Genomic DNA, 22,416 nt, shown 5'->3' on the forward strand with positions numbered 1-22,416 from the left:
CCGGGGACGGGGACCAGGACCGGGGACGGGGACCAGGACCGGGGACGGGGACCAGGACCGGGGACGGGGACCAGGACCGGGGACGCACTACGGATGCCCCATTGAGCCCGTGATCTCCCATGTTTTCACGCAAGCTATATCGCCATAAGAGACAACATTCCCTCCAACGGGCACACAAGGTGTTAGCAGCACATAAACCAATAAAGCCTATTAAAGTGCCAAAAATCCTGGCGCATAATCCAGATACGGCCCACACCTTGACCCATCCCCCTAATGAGCCATAAGGGGAGCGGCAAGACCATCGCCTCTTATATGACCTTTTGAGTTAACCGATGGGTCATGCCGCGCAGTCAGGCTACGGTGGTCCCTCCGGATCGCCCCAAGGAGCACCTGTGCCGCACCTCGATCGACGATCCTTCCTTGTCACCGGCCTCGCCGCGGGAGCGGTGGCGGCCGTTCCCGCGGTCGTCCCAACGGCCGCTTCCGCCGCGACCCCGCAGACCGTCCCGGCCGTCGGGAAGTCGCCTCGCGGACTGACGACCGACCCGTTCACGCTGGGCGTCGCATCGGGCGACCCCGACCCCACCGGCTTCGTGATCTGGACCCGCCTGGCCCAGACGCCGCTCGCGGAGGACGGCATGGGCGGCATGCCCCTGCGACCCTTCCCCGTGCAGTGGCAGGTGTACGGCGACGGGCGCTGCCGCCGCCTCGTGCGCGCGGGGGTGGCGGCGGCCGCGCCCGAGTGGGGCCACAGCGTCCACGTGGAGGTGGACGGCCTGGCCTCCGACCGCGACTACTGGTACCGCTTCCGCGTGGGCCCGTACGTGTCCCCCCTCGGCAGGGCCAGGACGGCGCCGCAGCCGTCGTCCTTCGGCGGCGCCCTGACCATGGCGTTCGTGTCGTGCGCGCAATATGAGCACGGCTACTTCACGTCGTACCGGCGGCTGGCGGAGGACCACCCCGACCTGGTGCTGCATCTGGGCGACTACCAGTACGAGTACACGAGGGACACCTACACCATTCCGGGCGGGAACGTCCGCGACCATGAGGGCCCGGAGACCGAGACTCTGGCCGGATACCGGCAGAGGCACGCCCAGTACAAGGCCGACCTCGATCTGCAGGCCGCGCACGCCGCAGCGCCGTGGCTGGTCGTCTGGGACGACCACGAGCTCGACAACAACTGGGCCGACGAGGTGCCGGAGCGGCCCGACCTGCCCCAGCCGAACTTCCTGGCCCGTCGTGAGGCCGCGTTCCGCGCCTACTACGAGAACATGCCGCTGCGCCGGGCCTCTGTGCCGCGCGGCATCGACATGCAGCTCTACCGGCGGATCCGGTGGGGCCGGATGGCCACCTTCCACATGCTCGACACACGGCAGTACCGCGACGACCAGGGGTGCGGAGACGGCTACGACGACTGCCCGGCGGCGGTCGACCCGGCGCGGTCGATCACCGGGGCCGCGCAGGAGGCCTGGCTACTGGACGGCTTCCGCAAGTCACGCGCCCAGTGGGACATCCTCGGCCAGCAGGTCTTCTTCGCCCAGCGGGACAACAACGCCGGGCCGGCGAAGGTGACCAGCCAGGACGCGTGGGACGGGTACGTCGCCTCGCGCAGCCGCATCACCCAGGGGTGGCTGGACGCCAAGGTGCGCAACGCCGTCGTCCTCACCGGGGACGTGCACGCGCACTGGGCCAGCGACCTCAAGCGTGACTACGACGACCCGACCGGCCCGTCCGTCGGGTCGGAACTGGTCACCACCTCGATCAGCACCGGCGGCGACGGCGCGGACTCCGACCCGGCCGCGCATCCGTACCTGGCGATCAATCCGCATCTGAAGTTCTACAACAACCAGCGCGGATACGTGCTCACCACGATCGAGCGAGACGCCCTGACCGCCGACTTCAAGGTGGTGCCGCGTGTGCAGACGCCCGGGTCCGAGGCGTACACGAAGGCCACGTTCGTCGTGGAGGACCGGGTGCCGGGTGTGCAGCAGACCTATCTGCGCCCGCTCGACCCGGTGCTGATGGCGGCGGCCGGTGTCACGACGAACCTGACAGTGGACCTGGAAACCCTGCGCCCCTGACGTCCTGAGAGCCCTCCGAGGGGGTCTCGTTGGCCGACCGGTCACGGAACGCGGCGAGCAGCGTCGCGGTGGTCCGGTCGGCCAGGCCGGGGCCGGGCAGGCGGCCGAGTTCGGCGATGGTGACGCGGATCTGCCGCAGGTAGACCTCGCAGCCGTCGCAGTCGGCGATGTGGCCGGTGAAGCGGTTCACATTCACGGTGTCGAGCGCCCCGTCAAGGTAGGCGGTGACTTGCTCGACGAACTCGTCGCAGCCCATCGCGCTCATCGTGTCGGCTCCTTGCCGGACGGTGCCGTCATGTACCGGTCCAGGGCGGACCGCAGCGAGGCTCTGGCACGGTGGAGGAGCACCCGCTGATTGGCGGCGGTGATCTCCAGGATCGCGCAGACCTCGTCGCTGGTGTACCCCTGCACATCACGCAACGTGATCACGACGCGCTGCCGGGCGGGCAGGTTGTCGAGCGCCTGGACGATGTGCTCGTGGACCTCGTGGGCGAGGATCTCCCCTTCTGGGGACGGCCACACGACCGGTGGTCGCCGCCTGGCATCAGGATAGGGACTTTCCGGGCCATGGAAGTCGATCGAGAGGCCGGCGTCGTTCTTCTCGGGGGTGAGGCTGGTCATCGGCACCGTGCGCGCGTCGCGTACGCCGCGGGTCTTGGCCTTGTTGATGACGATGCGGTAGATCCACGTGCGCAGCGACGACCGGGCCTCGAACCTGTCGATGCCGCGCAGAACCCCCAGCCACGCCTCCTGGACGACGTCTTCCGCCGCGTGGTCGTCGGCCACGTACGCGCGGGCGACCTGCAGCATCCCCGGCGACCAGGCCGACAGGAGGGCGGCGAACATCTCCTCGTCACCCAGGCGCAGCGCAGCGACCACGACGTCGTCGGCGGGAAGGGCGGGGCCAGGTGACTTCTGGTCGGCCTCGGGCATGTTCGCACTCTAATCGGACGGTCCGACACACTCGGCGCCCCACGGACACCGTTAATTAATCAGAAACCCCCGTAACGCCCGGCGGTCCTCCCGAGACCAAGGGGGCGTGCATCGGGGATCAGGGGACCGCATGGACGTCATCGGGTGTGACGACGCCTTCGAGCACGTCGCCACCACATGCCTGACGGCGAAGCCTCCCGGCACGGTCGGGGTGGAGCTGGAATGGTTCGTTCACGACGAGCGTGATCCGTACGCGGCGGTGGACCCGGGCCGGGTCGCGGCGGCGCTGCCCGCGGAGGCCGAGCTGGCGGGCCGCCTCACCCGTGAGCCGGGGGGCCAGGTCGAGCTCAGCTCGGCGGCGGCGCCCACGCTGGCTGACTGCGTGGCCTCGGCCTCCGCCGACCTGGGAAGGCTGCGGGCCCGTCTCGGAGACGCCGGGCTGCGCCTTGCGGGCGGCGGCACCGACCCGTGCCGTGCCCCCGTGCGGGTGGGCGAGGCTCCGCGGTACGTCGCGATGGAGACCTACTTCGACCGGGCGGGCCCGCACGGGCGCACCATGATGTGCGGCACGGCGTCGGTGCAGGTGTGCCTCGACGCGGGGCTGCGCGGCGACGGCCCGGCGGGGATGGCGCGGCGTTGGCGGGTGGCGCACGCCGTCGGTCCCGTCCTGGTCGGCGCGTTCGCCAGCTCGCCCCGGCACGCGGGCGTGCCGACGGGGTGGAAGTCGACGCGCCAGGCCGTATGGAACCGGCTGGACCGCCGCCGTACGGCCCCTCCTGCGCCGCCGCCCGACGGCGCCGACCCCGCCGAGGCGTGGGCCCGGTACGCGCTGGACGCGCCGGTGATGTGCGTGCGCGGCCCCGGGCCGTGGGAGGTGCCGCGGGGGCTGACGCTGCGCGACTGGCTGTCCGGTGCGGGCCCGCGTCCGGCGACGCGCGACGACGTCGACTATCACCTGACCACCCTGTTCCCGCCCGTACGGCCACGCGGCTGGCTGGAGCTGCGCATGATCGACGCGCAGCACGGCGACGACGGCTGGCTGGTGCCGCTGGCGGTCGCCACGGCGCTGCTCGACGATCCCGCGGCGGCCGAGACCGCGTTGGAGGCGACCGAGGCGTGGGACGCCTTCCAGCCGGAGCCGTGGCGGCGGGCGGCGGCCCTGGGGCTGGACGACCCGGGCCTGGCCCGCGCCGCCGCCGCGTGTTTCGCCGCCGCGCTCGGCGCACTCGCCCGGATGGACGCTCCGCGCGAGGTGCGCGCGGCCGTCGAGCGCTTCACCGACGTCTATGTCAGCCGCGGGCGCTGCCCCGCGGACGAGATCCGCGACCCGATTGGAACGGAGGCCGGAACATGACCGGCGACGAGACCCGTGCAGACATGCCTACGGATATACGCACACACGCCTACGAAAGGCTGACCGCCGCCCGCGACCGCAGCCTCCTGCTCACGTCGTGTGTCGGCGAGGACGACCTGGTCCGCCAGCATTCGGTGCTGATGTCCCCGCTCGTCTGGGACCTGGCGCACGTGGGCAGCCAGGAGGAGTTGTGGCTGCTGCGCGCGGTGGACGGGCAGGAGCCGATGCGCCCGGAGATCGACTCTCTCTACGACGCGTTCGAGCATCCCCGGGCGGAACGGCCCAGCCTGCCCCTGCTCTCCCCCGAGGAGGCCCGGCGGTACATCGCGACCGTCAGGGACCGGGTGGTGGGCCTGCTCGAACGTGCGCCGATCGAAGGCAGCCCCCTGGTCGAGCAGGGTTTCGCGTTCGGGATGATCGCCCAGCACGAGCAGCAGCACGACGAGACGATGCTGGCCACCCACCAGCTGCGTGCCGGTGCGCCGGTGTTGTCGGCGCCGCCGCCCGCCCCGAGCGAGGGCCGATGGCCGCGGGAGGTGCTCGTCCCGGCGGGGCCCTTCACGATGGGGACCTCGACCGAGCCGTGGTCGCTGGACAACGAGCGGCCCGCCCACCAGGTCGACGTGGCCGCGTACTGGATCGACACCGTCCCGGTGAGCAACGCCGCCTACCAGGCGTTCGTCGAGGCGGGCGGGTACGACCGGCCGGAGCTGTGGTCGGACCGGGGCTGGGCCCACCGGCAGGAGGCCGGGCTGACCGCCCCGCGCTTCTGGCGACGGGAGGGCGGCACGTGGGTGAGACGCCGGTTCGGGCACGTCGAGCCGGTGCCGGCGGACGAGCCCGTGGTGCACGTCTGCTGGTACGAGGCCGAGGCGTACGCCGCGTGGGCCGGTCGCCGCCTGCCGACCGAGGCCGAATGGGAGAAGGCTGCCCGGCACGATCCCCGCACCGGCCGCTCCCGGCGTTTCCCCTGGGGCGACGAGGAGCCGTCGGCCGAGCACGCCAACCTGGGCCAGCGCCACCTGCAGGCCGCCCCCGTCGGCGCCTACCCGGCCGGGGCCTCCGCGTACGGGGTGCGCCAGCTCATCGGCGACGTGTGGGAGTGGACCTCCAGCGACTTCCGCGGCTACCCGGGTTTCGCCGCGTTCCCCTACCGGGAGTACTCCGAGGTCTTCTTCGGCGACGAGTACAAAGTGCTGCGCGGCGGCTCGTTCGCCACCGACCCGGTCGCCTGCCGGGGCACCTTCCGCAACTGGGACTACCCGATCAGGCGGCAGATCTTCTCCGGGTTCCGCACTGCGCGCGACGCCGCCCCGGGCGAGGGCGCCTGATGTGCCGTCACGTCGCCTACCTCGGCGACCCCGTCTTCCTGCGCGAGGTCCTGATCGACCCTCCGTACGGCCTGCACCGGCAGGCGTGGGAGCCGCGCAGGCAGCGCCACGGCACCATCAACGCCGACGGCTTCGGCGTCGGGTGGTACGCCGAAGGAGACCCGGCTCCCGCCCGCTACCGCCAGGCGGTGCCGATGTGGACGGACGTCTCGTTTGCCGACGTGGCGCGGGTCACCCGGACGCGCGCCCTGCTCGCCGCGGTGCGCTCGGCGACCGAGGGCACCGCCCCCGACGCGTCGGCCGCCTGCCCGTTCGGCGACGGCCGTCACCTTTTCAGCCACAACGGCGTCGTGGAGGGCTGGCCGGGATCGGCCGCCGACCTGGCCGGCGCGCTTCCGCCCGCGCTGCTGCTGGACCTGCCGGCGCGCACCGACTCCGCCCTGCTGTGGGCGCTGGTCAGGCATCTGCTGGCCGGCGGCGCGAGCATGGCGGCCGCCCTGGCCGGCGCCGTTCGCGAGACCACGGCGCGTACGGCAGGCCGGCTCAACCTGCTGATCACCGACGGCACGTCGATCGCCGCCACGACGTACGGCGACACCCTGTCCTACCGGATGGACGGTTCCTCGGTCGTGGTGGCCTCGGAACCGTACGACGACGAGCCGGGCTGGGTCGACGTGCCCGACAAGAGCCTGCTCGTCGCCCGCCCCGGCGAGGTGTCGGTGCGCCCCCTCGACGCCGCGTCCTTGGAGGAGATGTGACCACGCTGACCATCGAGAACCACCTGGCCGCCGGCCATCTGGAGACGGCGCTGCGCGCCGACGTGCTGAACGGCCTGACGGCGACGCCTAAACGGCTCAAACCCGCCTGGTTCTACGACGCCAGGGGAAGCGAGCTGTTCGAGGAGATCACCCGGCTGCCCGAGTATTACCCGACCCGCGCCGAGCGGGAGATCCTCACCGATCACGCCGGCGAGATCGCCGCCCTGACGGGGGCGCAGACGCTGGTGGAGCTCGGCTCCGGATCGTCGGACAAGACACGGCTGCTGCTGGCCGCGATGCGCTCGGCCGGCACGCTGCGCCGTTATGTGCCGGTCGACGTCAGCGAGAGCGCCCTGGTCGGCGCCGCGCACGCGTTGCGCGCCGACCACCCGGGCCTGGCCGTACACGCCGTCGTCGCCGACTTCGGCGTGCACCTGGGCGTGCTCCCCCGGGGCGGGCGGCGGCTGGTCGCCTTCCTCGGCAGCACGATCGGCAACCTGGTGCCGGAGGAGCGTGCCGCGTTCCTCCACGACCTGTACGGCACGCTGTCGCCCGGCGACGCCCTGCTGCTCGGGACCGACCTGGTCAAGGACCCCGCCGTCCTCGTGGCCGCCTACGACGACGCCGCGGGCGTGACGGCGCGCTTCAACGCCAACGTGCTGAGCGTGCTCAACCGTGAGCTGGGCGCGGACTTCGACCCGGCCGCCTTCGCCCATCACGCGTTGTGGGATCCGGAGCGGGAGTGGATCGAGATGCGGCTGCGCTCGCTGCGGCAGCAGTCCGTGAAACTGCCCGAGGTGGACCTGGTGGTGGGCTTCTCCGAAGGCGAGGAGCTGCGTACGGAGATCTCCGCGAAGTTCCGCCCCGAAGGCGTACGCGCCGAGCTCGCCGCGGGCGGGTTCGACCAGCAGCGGTGGTGGACCGATCGGGCCGGCCGTTTCGGGCTGTCGCTGTCGTTCCGGAGGTGAACGAGCGCCGTCCAGTCAATATCGGCTATGTCACATCTTGAACACGGGGTCCGGTCGCAGGCCTGCCAGAGGGAATCTCCCGGCAGGCCTGCGACCAGGTCTTATTCCGCCACGACGATAAAGGGCTGATCGTCCTGCTCGATTTCATGCCCGCATGACGACCGAAATTTCGTGATAAACCAGGCAAGGCTGGGCGACCCCCCAGCCTTTTCTTTTGCCCCTGCGGTTTGGCTCCCCCGATCGGAGACTCATGAAGAGGCGTGTGATCGTTGCGCTGTGCGCGGCCGCCCCTGTGCTGGCCGGAACAGTAGCCTTCGCGATCATCGAAAACTCCACCGGCACGACGGCGACGCCGTCTCCACCCGATCCGGGGCAGGTGCGCACCCTGGCGCTGCGCGATGTCCCCTCCGGGCAGGGGGGCCGTCCGGTGAAGGGCATTCCGGCGGAGAGCACCAAGTCGTTCAGCCTGCTCGGAGTCTCGTGGAACGACTCCAAGCAGAAGATCGACGGAACGGTGGAGGTCCGGACGCGTGCCGCGGCCACCGGCGCATGGACGGCATGGGCCCCGGTCGAGGCCAATGACGACGACCTGCCCGACCCGGGGACGGAGCGGCGTCTGCGAGGGGCAACGGCTCCCCTGTGGGTAGGCCCCTCGAACGGCGTCGAGGTGCGGGTCACCGGGAAGAGCAACACCCTCCCTCAAGGGCTCCGCGTCGAGCTGGTCGATCCGGGCAACACCACGAAGAAGACCGGCGTGCACGCCGAAGGACAGCCGGGCGCCGACCAACTGGGCGACGTCACCCTCGCGGGAGCGGTCAGCACGACCGACACGACCACGCCCACCGACCCGGGAGCCGGCACCGACCCGGGAACCGGCACCGAGCCGAGCGCCCCCGAGCCGTCGGATTCGGCGACGCCGACCCCCACTGCGTCCGAGTCCGCGACCGCGACTCCCTCCGCGACGCCTTCTGCCTCCGTCACTCCGACCACGCCCTCGGCGACCCCGTCGACGTCTGTCACCCCGACGCCGACGCCGACCCCGACCGCCCCGGTGAGCACCGCACCGCGCCCGTCCATCATCAGCCGGGCCTCATGGGGCGCGAACGAGAAGCTGGTCAAGAACCCGCCCGCAATCGCCCCCGCGGCCAAGGTGGTCTTCGTCCACCACACGGACGGCGTCAACACCTACACCTGTGACCAGTCCCCGGCGATCATCCGGTCGATCATGCTCTACCACATCCAGTCAGAGGGCTGGGACGACATCGGCTACAACTTCCTGGTCGACAAGTGCGGCAAGATCTTCGAGGGCCGCGCCGGAGGCGTCGACAAGGCGGTGGTCGGCGCACACACCCTGGGCTGGAACACCGGCTCCGCTGGGATCGCCGTGCTCGGCAACTTCGTGTCGACCACACCGCCGGCTGCCGCCGTCTCCGCGGTGGCCCGGCTCGCCGCATGGAAGCTGGGTCTGAACCACGTGGACCCGACCGGCAAGACGACGATGACCAACTCTGGCGTCAAAACGTTCTTCAACATCTCCGGGCATCGGGACGGCTTCGCCACGGCGTGCCCCGGCCAGAAGCTCTACGACCTGCTCCCCTCGATCAGGACCACCGCCAAGCAGTGGGTCAGCCCGGCCACGTCGGTCTCCCTGAGCAGCATCAGTGGCTCCACCAAGGTGGGGTCGACGTTCTACACCAAGGGCACGGTCACGCTCGGCTGGGCGTCCAAGACGGCCGCGATCTCGCGGTATGAGGTTTGGGTCGACGACAAACGCGTCGCCAGTCTGAACGCCTCGACAACTTCGCGGAGCCTGACCCTCACCACCGGCTCGCACAAGGTGCAGCTGCGGGCGGTCAACATCAACGGCTCCACGGCGGCCTCGACGACCTACCCGGTCGTCGTGGACAAGACGGCGCCGACCTTCGCCACGGCCCCCTATCTCGCCATCCGGACCGGCACGATCAGCACGAAGGGTGTCATGCCGGTGGGCCTCCATTGGAAGGCCTCCGACAACACGCTGCTGCGCTCGCTCAAGATCACCTCGCCGTCCTCGGCCACGCTGACGACGACCGCGACGTCGTGGTCGTCCACCGCGAAGAACCTGTCGTCGACGGTGTGGTCGGTGGCGGCCGCGGACGCGGCGGGCAACTCCCGGACGTCGCCGATCACGCGAACCGCGGCCGTGGTCGGTGAGACCTCCGCCACACGCACGGGCAAGTGGAGCACGACGACCTCCAGCTCCTACCTCAGCGGCAAGGCCTTCTTCAGCTCCTCGAAGGGCGCCTCGGCGACCTACACCTTCACCGGGCGCTCGGTCGGGCTCATCGTCAAGCGGGCGACGAACGTCGGCGCGTTCAACGTCTACGTCGACGGTGTGAAGACCGCGCTCGTCGACACCAGGGCCTCGTCCACGGTCTACCGCAACATCGTCTGGACGAAGACCTGGACCACGAGCGCCAAGCACACCGTGAAGATCGTCGTCGCGGGAACCTCCGGACGCCCGACCATCGCCACGGACGGCATCGCCTACATCAAGTAGCCGGTGGGGGCATCGTCTGCGCCACGCGGGCGATGCCCCCTTGTCCGGCTTGATAGACGTGAGGTCTCAGTTTCTTCACGTGTTGATGGGACAAAGGCCAGCAAACTTGTAGACGGATCCAAGGTTCAGTCAATATCCGTCTATAAACCTGTTTGGTATGGCATTCGGGCGGCTTCGAGGCGGTGCAGAAGCCGCTCTGCGGCCTCTCCTCCGGCACCGACTGGTCCTCCGTACGGCGGTCGTGGTGGTCGTGGCCGTCTGCGTGGTCGTGAGCACCGTGTGGTTCGCGGCGGCGCGCTCACGGACGACGGGCGCGTCCTCAGCCGCCGCGTTCGTCCCTGTCTCGTCACCGTCCGCCACGCCGAGTCCACCCCCCAGCCCTTCTGCGGTTCCGACTCCCAGCCCGTCGCCGACTCCGAAACCCACCTTCACGAAGTCGGCCCGCAAGAACCTCACCAAGCGCCTCGGGGCATACCTCGACGGCCGATCCGGCGAACTCTCCGTACAGATCGAAGACCTGAAGACCGGCCTCTCGTACGGTTACAACACCAAGCAGCGGCATGCCACCGCCAGCATCGTGAAGGCCGACATCCTCGTGACGCTGCTCCTGCGCGCACAGCGGGACAAGCGCGGGCTCAACGCGAACGAGCGGGCCCTCGCCAAGCGGATGATCACCGCCAGCGACAACGACGCGGCGACGGCGCTCTGGAACGAGGTCGGCGGCTCGGCCGGGGTGGCCGCCGCCAACAAGAAGCTGCGCCTTCGCAACACCGCCCCCGGTCCCGCCGGCTACTGGGGCGCCACCATGACGACGGTGGCCGACCAGATCCGCCTGCTGAAGACGCTCACCTCGGCCAAGAGCCCGGTCAACGCGAAGAATCGTGCGTACGCGCTGGACCTGATGGGCGACGTGCTCTCCTCGCAGGACTGGGGGGTCAGCGCCGCCGGTGGCCGGGGGGACACGACGGCGCTGAAGAACGGCTGGCTCCCCCGCGCCGTCGACGGCGGCCTGTGGACCATCAACAGCATCGGCAGAGTCCGGGGCGACGACCACGACTACCTGATCGCCGTCCTGACCACCCGCGACCACTCCATGGGCGACGGCATCGCCACGGTCGAGCACGTCTCCGAAATGGTCGGCGACGCCCTCTCGAAGGCGATCTCAACGTCGACCGCGCCGAAGAACCCGTGACCTGCTACGGGACGCAGGTCGGAGATCCGGAGTCGTCGGACGGCCGGACCACGAACACGTCCGTGCCGAGCAACTCGCCGCTGATATCCAGCTCTATGCTTCCGGACAGGGGACACGCGCCGTCCTTGACGGCCGACAACGTGTAGTGCCCCTCGGGGAAGCCGGTGAAGTCGTATGCGCCGTCCGGACCGGTGACCATCGACAGACCGCCCGGCTCCAGCGTCACGGTCGCCCCTTCCACCGGAATGAACGTGTCGACGTCCCACACCGTGCCGGACACTCTGATCACGCTCTTCACCGTGTAGTCACCCTGTGTCAGGGGCGATCGCCGGCCTCCGTCGTCCTCGGCCGCGGCGAAGATCGTCCGCCTCCCGGCCGCGCCCGGGTCGATCGTCACCGTCGCCGAGCCTTCAAGGGCACTGATTTCGCGCTCCAGGGCGAGACCGTCCACGGAGTAGCGGAATTTCGTCACGTTCGTGTCGTCCCCCGCGTCGAACCGTACGGTCAACCGTCCGCCTGCCGGCACGGTGCTCCCCTCCGGGAACGAGATCCTCGGTGGGAGGGGCGCCGCGAAAGCAGCCAGATTCGCGGCTGTCTCGGCATAGCCGTACACGCGTACGTCGTCCACGGCACCGCCGAGGAAGCCGGCCGCTGCGCCTGCGGCCTTGGCACGGCCGAGGGCGACCGGCCCGGTGGCGTCGAATCCCCCGGTGAGGGTCGCGGTGGCGCTCTGCTGGACGCCGTTCACGTAAAGGCGCAACTGCCGCGTGGCCGAGTCGTACACGCCTGCCAGGTGCGTCCACCTGCCCGCCTCCGGAGCGGCGTCGGAGGACACGATCGCCGAGGCGGGATCGTCGATGTCGGAGCCGGCCAGCCGGAACGTCCACCGGCCGGTCGAGCCCGAGTAGCCGAGCACGTAGGCGGAGGTGCGGGTGCCGTCCGCGGACACGGCGGCCACGTCGTCGCCGCCGGTGGCGGCCAGCTTCACCCGTGCGGTGACCGTGAAGGTGCGGTCGGTTCGCACGGGCGTCATCGCCTGGGTGTCCGGGTCGGGCGCGAGCACCGGGCCCGACGTGGCGGCGAACGCCGACGTGCCGTTCAGGGAGAGCGCCTCGCCGACGTCCGACCTGCCACCGGTCCTGGTCGCGCCCCCAGACAGCACAGCCGTGTTGCCGTGCCTGACGTCCACGGCGTCGCCCCCAGGCTCCTCGAACGTCCACTCCGCCGCGGCACCGGCCGGTGCCCGGACGCTGAAGGTGTACGTGAAGGGGGTCGACAGCCTGCCGGCCCGGTCCTTGGATCGCACGAACAGTCTGTTGGGGCCGTCGTGCGTTGGCGTCACCGTCACGGATGCGCCGTGGTCGCCGGCGCGCGCAGGGACGGTCTCGCCCCCAACCACTCCCGAGTCAAGGGTGTACGCGTACGCGACCACGTCTTCGGCCTGGGACGCCGGCGGGACGATCTCGAAGACGCCGGCCACGCCGGTCCCGCCGCTCGGGCGGCCGACCGGGTAGTCGTCCGACGTCACCCCGCCCGGCGCGGGCGGCGGGGTCATGTCGACCGTGAACTCGCACCTGTCCGACCACGGGCTGAAGTGTGTGCCGTCGAAGGTGCGCGCCTTCCAGGCGTACGAGGCGCCGTCGGTGAGCCTGTCCGCCGGTATCGTCGCGGAGACCGTGGCCGGATTGCCGGACAACCTCGACACCGTGTCGGTCTCGTTCGGGCTTCCGCCGACCGGCCACCAGGAGAACGTGCTGGTCAGCATCTGCAGCCCGGCGTTCGGATGTGTCTGCACCGCTGCCAGCGTCGGCGTGGTGGTCAGCACATAGGGACGGGAGTCCCCGGTGGCGCAGGGCTTGCCGTTCGAGAGCAGACCGGTCGGCGCCGGTCCACGCTCGACAGCCGCCTGGGCAGGCAGAGCCGTACCGACAAGAAATGCCGCGGCGGCGAGTGCCACGGAAACGCCTGCCAGGCGGTGCCGTAAGAAGCGCATGTCAACCTCTTGACTCGATCATGTAAGGCGAACGCTCTGATCGTAAAGAGGATGATCAACAACACAAAGTGAATATTCCGGAAGCTTCCAGGCATCCCGATCCTTGCCGCACCACCGTCCGGTCAGGAACGGAGACGGCTCATGGCACCGGTCCGCACGACGGTGGGGCGGCCGGTGCCGTCCGCCTTGAACCGCAGGTTCCGCGCGGCGGCGAGTACGGTGCCGTCGAAACCGAGCAGGCGGACCAGCACCTCCGGGGCCCGCGGCAGTGTGAAGGAGACCGTGGTCGTGCCGTCGGCGACGGGGGTGATCGCGACCGGGCGGTCGGCGGCGTAGACGTCGATCCCGGTGAGCGCCCGTGTCGTCAGCGTCAGAGTGAGGCGGGAGCCGTCGACGGCGACGTCGTCCACATCGAGTGTGCGCGGCCTGCCCTCGCGCAGCAGGGCGATCGCGGCCGCCATGAGATCGGCGTTGTCCTCCAGCAGGTCGCGCCTGGTGAGCCGGTGCACGTCGTCGGGCACGACGCCGAAGTCCTCGATGACCTGTCCCTCGCGACGTCCCACCCGGAGCGTACGGCGGATCGACAGGCGGAAGTCGGCGCCGCCGGGCAGCGGCCGGAGTGGACCGCCCGGCCAGTCCCGCGACATGGCGGAATGCGTGCGGACCTCCGCACCACCCGCGCCGGTCGCCGTGTCGACCCCGAGCACCGGGCCGACCCGGTTGTCCTGGAATCCCGCGGCGAAGGTGTCGGTGGCGCTGTAGCAGAGCGCGTCGGTGACCAACACCACCGGCCCGTGGTAGAGCTGGCCCGCCGTGTTGATGAAATCGGCGGGGTCGAGGGGGACGCCGCTGGAATACTGCGCGCCGGTCAGCACCGACTCGGCGATCGAGTCCCGCCACGGCACCATCTCGTCGAGCGCCTCGGCGAAGGCCGCCGTGGTGGGGGTGCACACGAACTGGGCCAGGCCGGGGGCGATCCGGTTGGGCGTGAACATCTGCAGGAGGTATTCGGCCGCGACGACGAACCCGCCGCCGTTGTCGCGGACGTCGACGATCAGGCCGTCCTTCGGCATCAGCTCCAGGAGCCGCGCGACCTCGTCGAGGAAACCGATGATGTCGTCGACGACGTCGCCGTCGGCCTTCAGGTCCTCCACGTGGAAGGAGAAGATCCGCAGGTGGCCGAACTCGCGGCCGTCGCCGGCCCGGACGATCCTGGCCCTGAGCTCGGGCCTCGTGGTGGCGATCTCCTCGCTCCCGGCTCGCGCCGACGCCGCGAACAGCCGCTTGCGCATCCGCTGGGCGAGCGTGGTGCGCAGGTCGAATCCCACCGCCGTGGGCACCGTCCCCGCCGAGGCCGGGCCCACGGCGCTGGGCTCGGCGGCGAGCAACCGGCGCAGGTCGTCGATCGAGTCGAAGACCCGCCACGGGATGCGGACGTCGCGGCCCTCGCCGGCCTGGGTGACGTACCTGAGATCGACCCAGTCCTCGTCGAGCATCGACGACGTGACGAACGGGCGAATCGCCATCGCCTGCAGACCGCGCGCGTCCCGGGCGGCCGAGTTGCCGCCGAACTCCCGCTCGGCGTTCCTCGCCACGGCCATCTCGATCGGCATGCCGTTCCAGTGGGTGACCTCCACGCCGGGGACGAGGTGCTCGTCGCCGGTCAGCTTGCCGTACCGGGCGGTGACGAGGTGGCGGGCCGTCTCGCCGTCCCAGCAGCGCTCGAGGCGGATGCCGAGGAAGGCGACCGGCCCCTGGTACGCCTCCGGCAGGACGTATTCGGTGTGCCCGTCGCGGAGCTGGGTGAAGATCTTGACGAGCTCGGCGTGGAAGGCCGCGTCGGACAGCGTGGGAAGCCGCCCGCGCAGCAGGCGAAGTCGCTGGCCCGGGTCGATGGCGTACATCGCCCGCTTGTGCGGCAGATGCGCGTAGAGGCCCTCGATGACCACGGCGGCCTGGTCGATCAGGAGCCGCCGGTCGGCCAGGGTGAGCGGGCTCGTCTGCACGGCTTTGCGGATCTCCGGCATCTCGTGGACGGCGCCGAGCGTGTGGTCACCGGCCAGGCCGAGCATGGGAATCGATGACATGGCCACCCCCTTTTTCAAGGGAGGCTAGGCCGACGTGTCCCCGCCCGTCCCGGCTACGCCCCGTGACGGACCATGTCATGCCTGATCAGCACCGCGGCATTACCCCAGTGTCTTTTATCACCTTTTATGCCGTTTGTTCGTTTTTCGAGGGGGTATGGGGCGACGATCTCCTGCCAATCCCGGGAGGCATACATGAGCGGAGACGAGCACGGCCTGACCAGGAGGGAGTTCTCCCTGCTCGGGGCCGCGGCGCTCGCCGGCGCGGGCGTCCTGCGCGGCGCGCCTTCGCCTCGGACGCCCGTTCATTCGACGCCGTCGGCCGCACCGGTCGGGTTCATCCTCGGGCACGAGCAGTTCCGCACACAGGACCTCGTGCGCTTCGCCGAGCAGGCCGACCGCGCCGGGTTCGGCTACGTCTGGACGAGCGACCACTCCCACCCCTGGCAGGACAATGAGGGGCACTCCATGTTCCCCTGGCTGACGCTCGCGCTGATCGGCGACCGGACCTCGCGGGTGACCTACGGGACCGGGGTGACCTGCCCGCTCTACCGCCACCACCCCTCGCAGGTGGCTCAGGCCTTCGCCTCGCTCGGCATCCTGACGCCCGGCCGGGTCTTCCTCGGCGTCGGCACCGGGGAGGCGCTCAACGAGCTCGCCACGACCGGGCATTTCGGGCGCTACCCCGAGCGCCACGACCGGCTGATCGAAGCGATCGGGCTCATCCGCAGGCTGTGGACCGGCGAACGGGTGACGCACAAGGGCCGCTACTACCGGACCGACCAGTTCAAGCTATACGACCTGCCCGCGCAGCCGGTGCCGATCTACGTCGCCGCCAGCGGGCCGAAGAGCGCCTATCTGGCCGGGCGGTACGGCGACGGCTGGGTGGTGCAGTCGCACGACATCACCGACAAGCGCATGCGCGACGCGTTCGACCAGGGCGCTCGCGCCGGCGGGAAGGACCCCGACACGATGCCCAAGCTGGCCGAGACCTGGGTCGTGGTCGGCGGGAAGGACGACGCCGAATACGCCGCACGGCAGTGGCGGTTCACCGTACACGGGTTCGGCGACCTGATCTACCAGCCCAATCCGGTGACGATCCAGCGACTGGCGGAGCAAAGGTGGCCGTTGTCCAAGGTGTACGCGAACTGGCCGCGTGGCACGGATCCGCAGGTGCACGTCACGGCCGTGCAGCGCCTGCTCGACGCCGGGGCCACACCTTTCATCCACGCAGGCCAGGCCGACCAGTCCAAGGTGATCGATTTCTACTCCCGCGAGGTGCTCCCCCACGTCCACCGCTGACTCCCCCACCCCCCCTTGGGCGTGATCATGCAGAAGTTCGGGGAAAGGCCCCTTCACCTGCGCGGACCCCGTTCGTGATCATGCAGAAGTTCGGCGATCGGCCATCTGACCTGCCCATTCTCATTTCGTGATCATGCACTAAATATGAAAATCGAACCGTCCTTCCGAGCGATTAGGTTTCGTGATCATGCATGGGGCGCGATCAGTGCACGATCACGACATACATCTCCGCTGCTCAGGTGCCACGTGGGCGAACTTCTGCATGATCACGAAATACGTTTTCCCAGGTCGCGGGGCATGCCACCGAACTTCTGCATGATCACGGCCACCGGGGGGCCCGTGGTCACAATCCGGGGGCCCGTGACCACAACTCGGGGGGCCGTGACCACAACCCGGGGGCCCGTGGTCACAATCCGGGGAGCCCACCCCCTCGCCACTCCTTGGCATCTATGGGCGGGCTGGGGCTTGCATGACTGTGATCGCTAACATGAAAATGGTGCATTGGGGTTGTCTTGCGACTAGGTGTAACGCAACCACCCATAAGTCACATTTAGTCCATACAGTTATGAAATGGACTTCAGCGGATCTTCTGGCCTTCGTGCCCGGCATTCGGTCTCCCTGTGGATCGTTCGCCCGAGCCTGTGCCAGAGCCCGCTTCAGCAGGCGTGCACCACGGCGCTCACGCGGACGCATCGGCACGAAGGACGGTGAACCACCCCATGCTTCGTGTCGCGGTGCGCAGAAGGGGGCAGCGATGTCCCCTGTCGCTGCGGCTTCGCTACACGCTGATCGCCACGTTGTCGTCGTTTCTCGTGCTCACGGGGACGGGCGCGGCCCTCGACCTCGCCGTACGCCACCGCCCGCCGACACCGCCCCTGTTCGCCGACTACTCGCTGGAATTCTGGATCGCCGTGGGAGCCCTCGTGATTTTGTCAGCGGTCACCTGGCTGACCTGGAAGATCGTCGACAGGTCCCTGTGCGCGATGAAGCAGATCCGCGCACGGCTATGCGCGATCACTCCCGACGACCTGAGCCTGCGGCTGCCCCAGCCGCCCGGCCAGGACGAGATCGCTCTGCTCGTGATGTCGGCCAACGACGCCCTCGACCGCATGGAGGGCATCGTCGAGCAGCACCGCCGCTTCACGTCCGACGCCTCCCATGAGTTGCGGCTGCCCATGGCGGGCATGCGCCTGCGACTGGAGGACGCGCTGGCCGACCCGGACGAGGGCAACGCCTACGAGGCCATCCGGGCGGCGCTCACCAGCATGGACCGGCTCCAGGCGATCATCGACGACCTGCTGGTCCTCGCCCGCATCAGCGCGGAGAAGTCCCCCGTGACGGAGGTCGTGGACCTGGACGCCCTGATCGCCGAGTCGGCGGCCGGCCGTACCGGGCGGGTTCCCGTCTCCGTCCACGTGACGGGAGGCGCACAGGTCCACGGGTCGCCGGTGCAGTTCTATCGGATCATGGAGAACCTGCTCAACAACGCGCAACGGCACGCACGGAGCCGGGTCGACATCACCGTGGACGCGGAGGACGAGCAGGTCGTCGTCACGGTGTCCGATGACGGGGACGGCATCGATCCCAAGGATCACGAGCGTGTTTTCGAACGTTTCACCAGGCTTGATTCCGGCAGGTCGCTCGATCCCGGCGGCAGCGGGCTCGGCCTGGCGATCTCACGGGAGATCGCCGAGGCCCACGGGGGCACGCTGCGGTGCGAGGACGCGCAAGAGGGCGCCCGGCTCGTCCTGAGGTTGCGACGCCTCGTGGGCGAGCCGGCCGACCCGGTGGTCGCGGCCTGATCAGACGCAGGCGCCACCGACGTCGCCGAGGCAAACGCCTTTCGACCAATCGGCTGTCCAGCCCGACGGCACGGAAGTGCGGAAGTCGCGCCGGTGGCAGGCGCCGTTCAACACGAGTAACACGGAAATCGCTGCGCCTCAGAAAAGGCGATAAATGCGCATGCCGTCACTTCCCCCAGCCGAAGCCGAACCCTCGCCGATGCCGATTCGCATCAGCCGCATCGCCCGGCTGGGGGGACGAAAGTCCGGGTGCCACGACGCTGACTCCGGCCGCACGGGGGAATCGCACAACGCCGAGTCGGATTCTCCGACGCCGCCAAGAATGGTCTAAACCATATTCGCGCACTCCCGCGAATACGTTCGGGTGAACCTCTTGTAACCCATTTGTGTGCGTGATGCGATACGTCCCAAGTCAGGTGTCGCCCCCCACACAAAGGCTAATTCATGACGAAAGCCGACATACTGCACGAGCGTTCTTCGATCGAGGCGCAAATCCGTGACCACACCCTCTGCACCCGGCTTCAGGACATCGCCGACGCCCATCCCGACGCCCCCGCCTATTCGATGCGGGTCGGCGACGGCTGGGAGACGCTGACCTTCGGCCAGGCCCGGGCCGAGGTGCTCGCGATCGCCTCCGCCTTCGCCGCGCTCGGCCTGGAGGCGGGCGAGACGGTGTGCCTCATGATGGTCAACCGTCCCGAGCACGTGCTGGCCGACCTCGGCGCCGTGCACGCCGGGGCCACCCCCATCTCCGTCTACGCCACGCTCGCCCCCGAGCAGGTCTCCTACATCGCGGCCGACGCGCACGCGAAGATCGCCGTGCTCGGCGGCGCCGCCGAACTCGCCCGCTGGCAGCACACGCTGGAGGTCTCGCCCGATCTGACCAAGGTGATCGTGCTCGACCCGGAGGCGTGCCCCTCGGGCGACCGCTTCCTGACCTGGGACGCGTTCGTCGCCCTGGGCAGGGAGCGGCACGCGGCGGACCCGTCCGTGGCAGAGGACCGCCTGCGTGCCGTACGGCCGGGCGACACGGCGACCGTGCTGTACACCTCGGGCACGACCGGCAACCCCAAAGGTGTGCCGCTGACCCACAGGAACATCTCCTACGAGGTCGCCTCCATCGAGCAGACCTCCAGCCTGCCCGACTTCGGGGCACAGATCTCCTACCTCACCTACGCCCACATCGCCGAGCGGGTGCTGAGCCTCTACCTGCCGCTCTTCAAGGGCTCGCACGTGCACTTCTGCCCCGACCTGACCCAGCTGAGCACGGCGCTGCGCGAGGTGCGGCCCGTGCTGTTCTTCGGCGTCCCGCGGGTCTGGGAGAAGATCATGGCGGGGCTGCTCGCGGTCATGGCGGCCCAGCCGGAGGAGCAGCAGGCGCAGGTCAGGGCCGCGATGGCCGCGGGCGTGGCCTATATCGAGGCGGGCCAGAACGGCGCGACGCCCTCCCCCGAGATCGTCGCGGCCTACGAGAAGGCCGACGCCGCCCTGCTGTCACTGGCCAGGTCGCTGATCGGCTTCGACCGCGCGCTGTGGTTGTCGTCGGGCGCGGCGCCCCTGTCCATCGAGGTGCAGCGCTTCTTCGCCGGGCTCGGCCTGAACATCCTCGAGGTGTACGGCATGACGGAGACCACCGGCGCCTGCACGGTCAACACGCCGAACAGGTACAAGCTCGGCACGGTCGGCCCGGCGCTGCCCGGCATCGAGATCAGGATCGCCGACGACGGCGAGATCCTCATGCGCGGTCCCATCGGGACGGGCGGCTACCTCAACCTGCCGGAGGCCACCGCCGACCTGATCGACGAGGACGGCTGGCTCCACACCGGCGACGTCGGCAGCATCGACGACGACGGGTTCTGCCGGGTCGTCGACCGCAAGAAGGAGCTCATCATCACCTCCGGCGGGGAGAACATCTCCCCCGCCAACATCGAGAACCTCCTCAAGGAGCACCCGCTGGTCGGCCAGGCCCTCGCCTTCGGCGACCGCCGGCCGTACCCGGTCGCGCTGATCACACTGGACGGCGAGGCCGCGCCCGTGTGGGCGCACGCCCGCGGCCTGAGCTTCACCGGCCTGGCCGACCTCGCCGAGCACCCGGAGGTGCTGGCCGCGGTCGAGACCGTGGTCGCCAAGGCCAACGAGCGCCTCGCCCGGGTGCAGCAGATCAAGAGGTGGAAGCTGCTGCCCGTCGAGTGGTCGACCGAGACCGAGGAGCTCACGCCGAAGTTCTCGCTGCGGCGCAGGATCATCCACAGCAAATACTCCGACTCGATCGAACTGCTCTACACGGACTGACCGCCACACCGGGCCGCCGCGAGGCGCAGGCGGCCCGGTGTCCACCGAGGCATGGGCCCGCTCAGGCGAACGCGCGCACGTCGAGGCCCCAGGCGATCAGTGGAGGATCAGCCGGACAGTGCCCCGTCCACCAGCGCGCGCGCCTCCTCCTGGACCCGGGCGAGATGGTCCGGGCCGTTGAACGACTCGGCGTAGATCTTGTACACGTCCTCCGTGCCGGAGGGGCGCGCGGCGAACCACGCGTTCGCCGTGCCCACCTTGAGACCGCCGATGGCCGCTCCATTGCCGGGAGCGGACGTGAGCACCTCCGTGATCGGCTCCCCGGCGAGCGTGCCCGCAGTGACCTGATCCGCGGACAGCCTGCCCAGCACCGCCTTCTGCTCCCGGGTGGCGGGCGCGTCGACCCGGGCGTAGGCGGGGTCGCCGAACCGGGACACCAGATCCTGGTAGTGCTCGCTCGGCGAGCGGCCGGTGACCGCGATGATCTCCGACGCCAGCAGGGCCATGACGATGCCGTCCTTGTCGGTGGTCCACACCGAGCCGTCCCTCCGCAGGAACGAGGCGCCCGCGCTCTCCTCCCCTCCGAAGCCCAGCGAGCCGTCGAGCAGCCCCGAGACGAACCACTTGAAGCCCACCGGCACCTCGACCAGACGCCGGCCCAGGTCGGCCGCGACCCTGTCGATCATGCTGCTGCTGACGAGGGTCTTGCCGACCCCGGCGTCGGCGGCCCAGCCGGGCCTGTTGCCGTACAGGTAGGAGATCGCGACGGCGAGGTAGTGGTTCGGGTTCATGAGGCCGGCGTCGGGGGTGACGATGCCGTGCCTGTCGGCGTCGGCGTCGTTGCCGGTGGCCACGGAGAAGGAGTCGCGCTTGCCGATCAGGGACGCCATCGCGTACGGCGAGGAGCAGTCCATTCTGATCTTGCCGTCCCAGTCGAGGGTCATGAAGCGCCAGCTCGGGTCGACGAGCGGGTTCACCACGGTGAGGTCCAGGCCGTACCGGTCGGCGATCTCGGCCCAGTAGGCGACGCTGGCGCCGCCGAGCGGGTCGGCGCCGATGCGCACGCCGGCGTCCCGGATCGCGTCCAGGTTCACGACCGACCCGAGGTCGCCGACGTAGGCCGCGAGGAAATCGTGGCGGCCGGTCGTGGCCGCCTCCAGCGCCCGCGCGTACGGGATGCGCCTGACCTCCTTCAGCCCGTCGGCGATCAGCGCGTTGGCGCGGTCCTGGATCCACGAGGTCGCGTCGGTGTCGGCGGGCCCGCCGTTCGGAGGGTTGTACTTGAACCCGCCGTCGGAGGGCGGGTTGTGCGAGGGGGTGACGACGACGCCGTCGGCGAGGCCTGCCGTACGGCCGCGGTTGTAGGTGAGGATCGCGTGGGAGACGGCCGGCGTCGGCGTGTAGCCGTCCCGGCTGTCGATGAGCACCGTGACGCCGTTGGCGGCGAAGACCTCCAGGGCGGACACCCGGGCGGGTTCGGACAGCGCGTGGGTGTCGGCGCCGAGGAACAGCGGCCCGTCCACACCCCTGCTCGCCCGGAACTCGCAGATGGCCTGACTGGTGGCGAGGATGTGGTCCTCGTTGAAGGCGACGTTGAGCGCGGAGCCCCGGTGCCCCGACGTGCCGAAGGCGACCCGCTGCCCGGCCTGCTCGGGATCGGGGTGGAACGCGTAATAGGCCGTGACCAGGCGGGCCACGTCGACGAGGTCGGAGGGTTGCGCGGGCTGTCCGGCGCGGATGTCGACCATGGGCTTTCAGGCTCCTGCGTTCGCCGATGGGACGGGGGC

General features: G+C 69.9%; 15 protein-coding genes. 10 read left to right on the forward strand and 5 right to left on the reverse strand.

Translation table 11 applies throughout. The features are described from left to right. Positions 1–332 precede the first annotated feature (332 nt). Positions 333–2,081 carry an alkaline phosphatase D family protein gene (locus tag Pth03_RS25585; protein ID WP_373318594.1) on the forward strand — a complete coding sequence of 583 codons (1,749 nt, stop codon included), beginning with the start codon at positions 333–335 and terminating at the stop codon, positions 2,079–2,081. Here the strand turns inward: Pth03_RS25585 and Pth03_RS25590 are convergent. Both Pth03_RS25590 and Pth03_RS25595 read right to left on the reverse strand, forming a co-directional pair. Then, positions 2,038–2,346 carry an anti-sigma factor family protein gene (locus Pth03_RS25590; RefSeq protein ID WP_203946932.1) on the reverse strand — a complete coding sequence of 103 codons (309 nt, stop codon included), beginning with the start codon at positions 2,344–2,346 and terminating at the stop codon, positions 2,038–2,040. The genes Pth03_RS25585 and Pth03_RS25590 overlap by 44 nt on opposite strands. Further along, complete coding sequence (locus tag Pth03_RS25595; protein WP_203946933.1) at positions 2,343–3,014, reverse strand: RNA polymerase sigma factor; 672 nt, start codon at positions 3,012–3,014, stop codon at positions 2,343–2,345. Before Pth03_RS25595 ends, Pth03_RS25590 begins: the two co-directional genes overlap by 4 nt. Before the next feature lie 130 nt (positions 3,015–3,144). Between Pth03_RS25595 and egtA the strand changes: the two genes are divergently transcribed. The 6 genes from egtA (at position 3,145) to Pth03_RS25625 (ending at position 11,156) form a co-directional block, all read left to right on the forward strand. After that, positions 3,145–4,368 carry an ergothioneine biosynthesis glutamate--cysteine ligase EgtA gene (gene egtA, locus Pth03_RS25600; protein WP_203946934.1) on the forward strand — a complete coding sequence of 408 codons (1,224 nt, stop codon included), beginning with the start codon at positions 3,145–3,147 and terminating at the stop codon, positions 4,366–4,368. Further along, positions 4,365–5,699 (forward strand): ergothioneine biosynthesis protein EgtB, encoded by a 1,335-nt coding sequence (gene egtB / locus Pth03_RS25605; protein WP_239119358.1) that lies wholly within the window; start codon positions 4,365–4,367, stop codon positions 5,697–5,699. Before egtA ends, egtB begins: the two co-directional genes overlap by 4 nt. Further along, positions 5,699–6,457 carry an ergothioneine biosynthesis protein EgtC gene (egtC, locus tag Pth03_RS25610; protein ID WP_203946935.1) on the forward strand — a complete coding sequence of 253 codons (759 nt, stop codon included), beginning with the start codon at positions 5,699–5,701 and terminating at the stop codon, positions 6,455–6,457. The genes egtB and egtC overlap by 1 nt, the downstream gene beginning before the upstream one ends. Next, complete coding sequence (gene egtD / locus Pth03_RS25615; RefSeq protein WP_239119359.1) at positions 6,454–7,425, forward strand: L-histidine N(alpha)-methyltransferase; 972 nt, start codon at positions 6,454–6,456, stop codon at positions 7,423–7,425. Before egtC ends, egtD begins: the two co-directional genes overlap by 4 nt. Before the next feature lie 250 nt (positions 7,426–7,675). Then, on the forward strand, positions 7,676–9,964 hold the full coding sequence (locus Pth03_RS25620) for a peptidoglycan recognition protein family protein (RefSeq protein WP_203946936.1): 2,289 nt from the start codon (positions 7,676–7,678) through the stop codon (positions 9,962–9,964). Between the two features lie 157 nt (positions 9,965–10,121). Continuing rightward, a complete protein-coding gene (locus tag Pth03_RS25625) occupies positions 10,122–11,156 on the forward strand; it encodes a serine hydrolase (RefSeq protein ID WP_203946937.1) in 1,035 nt (344 codons plus the stop codon). Positions 11,157–11,160: 4 nt separating this feature from the next. Here Pth03_RS25625 and Pth03_RS25630 read toward each other — a convergent pair whose 3' ends face one another. Together Pth03_RS25630 and Pth03_RS25635 are read right to left on the reverse strand one after the other, a co-directional pair. After that, the gene (locus Pth03_RS25630; RefSeq protein ID WP_203946938.1) at positions 11,161–13,149 is read right to left on the reverse strand and encodes a LamG-like jellyroll fold domain-containing protein; all 1,989 of its coding nucleotides are present in this window, start codon (positions 13,147–13,149) and stop codon (positions 11,161–11,163) included. Positions 13,150–13,271: 122 nt separating this feature from the next. Further along, positions 13,272–15,236 carry a S41 family peptidase gene (locus Pth03_RS25635; protein ID WP_203946939.1) on the reverse strand — a complete coding sequence of 655 codons (1,965 nt, stop codon included), beginning with the start codon at positions 15,234–15,236 and terminating at the stop codon, positions 13,272–13,274. A gap of 192 nt (positions 15,237–15,428) precedes the next feature. Between Pth03_RS25635 and Pth03_RS25640 the strand changes: the two genes are divergently transcribed. From Pth03_RS25640 to Pth03_RS25650, 3 genes are all read left to right on the forward strand, one after another. Further along, positions 15,429–16,535, forward strand: a complete 1,107-nt coding sequence (locus Pth03_RS25640; protein WP_203946940.1) for a F420-dependent hydroxymycolic acid dehydrogenase — start codon at positions 15,429–15,431, stop codon at positions 16,533–16,535. A 719-nt stretch (positions 16,536–17,254) separates the two neighbouring features. Next, positions 17,255–18,337: a sensor histidine kinase gene (locus Pth03_RS25645; protein ID WP_203946941.1), complete on the forward strand. Its 1,083-nt coding sequence runs from the start codon at positions 17,255–17,257 to the stop codon at positions 18,335–18,337. A gap of 444 nt (positions 18,338–18,781) precedes the next feature. Beyond that, positions 18,782–20,629, forward strand: a complete 1,848-nt coding sequence (locus Pth03_RS25650) for an AMP-dependent synthetase/ligase (RefSeq protein WP_203946942.1) — start codon at positions 18,782–18,784, stop codon at positions 20,627–20,629. 107 nt (positions 20,630–20,736) lie between these two features. Here Pth03_RS25650 and pgm read toward each other — a convergent pair whose 3' ends face one another. Continuing rightward, positions 20,737–22,377, reverse strand: coding sequence for a phosphoglucomutase (alpha-D-glucose-1,6-bisphosphate-dependent) (gene pgm, locus Pth03_RS25655; RefSeq protein ID WP_203946943.1), 1,641 nt, complete (start codon positions 22,375–22,377; stop codon positions 20,737–20,739). Positions 22,378–22,416: the final 39 nt, after the last annotated feature.

The sequence above is a fragment of the Planotetraspora thailandica genome (genome assembly GCF_016863335.1).
Classification (GTDB): domain Bacteria; phylum Actinomycetota; class Actinomycetes; order Streptosporangiales; family Streptosporangiaceae; genus Planotetraspora; species Planotetraspora thailandica.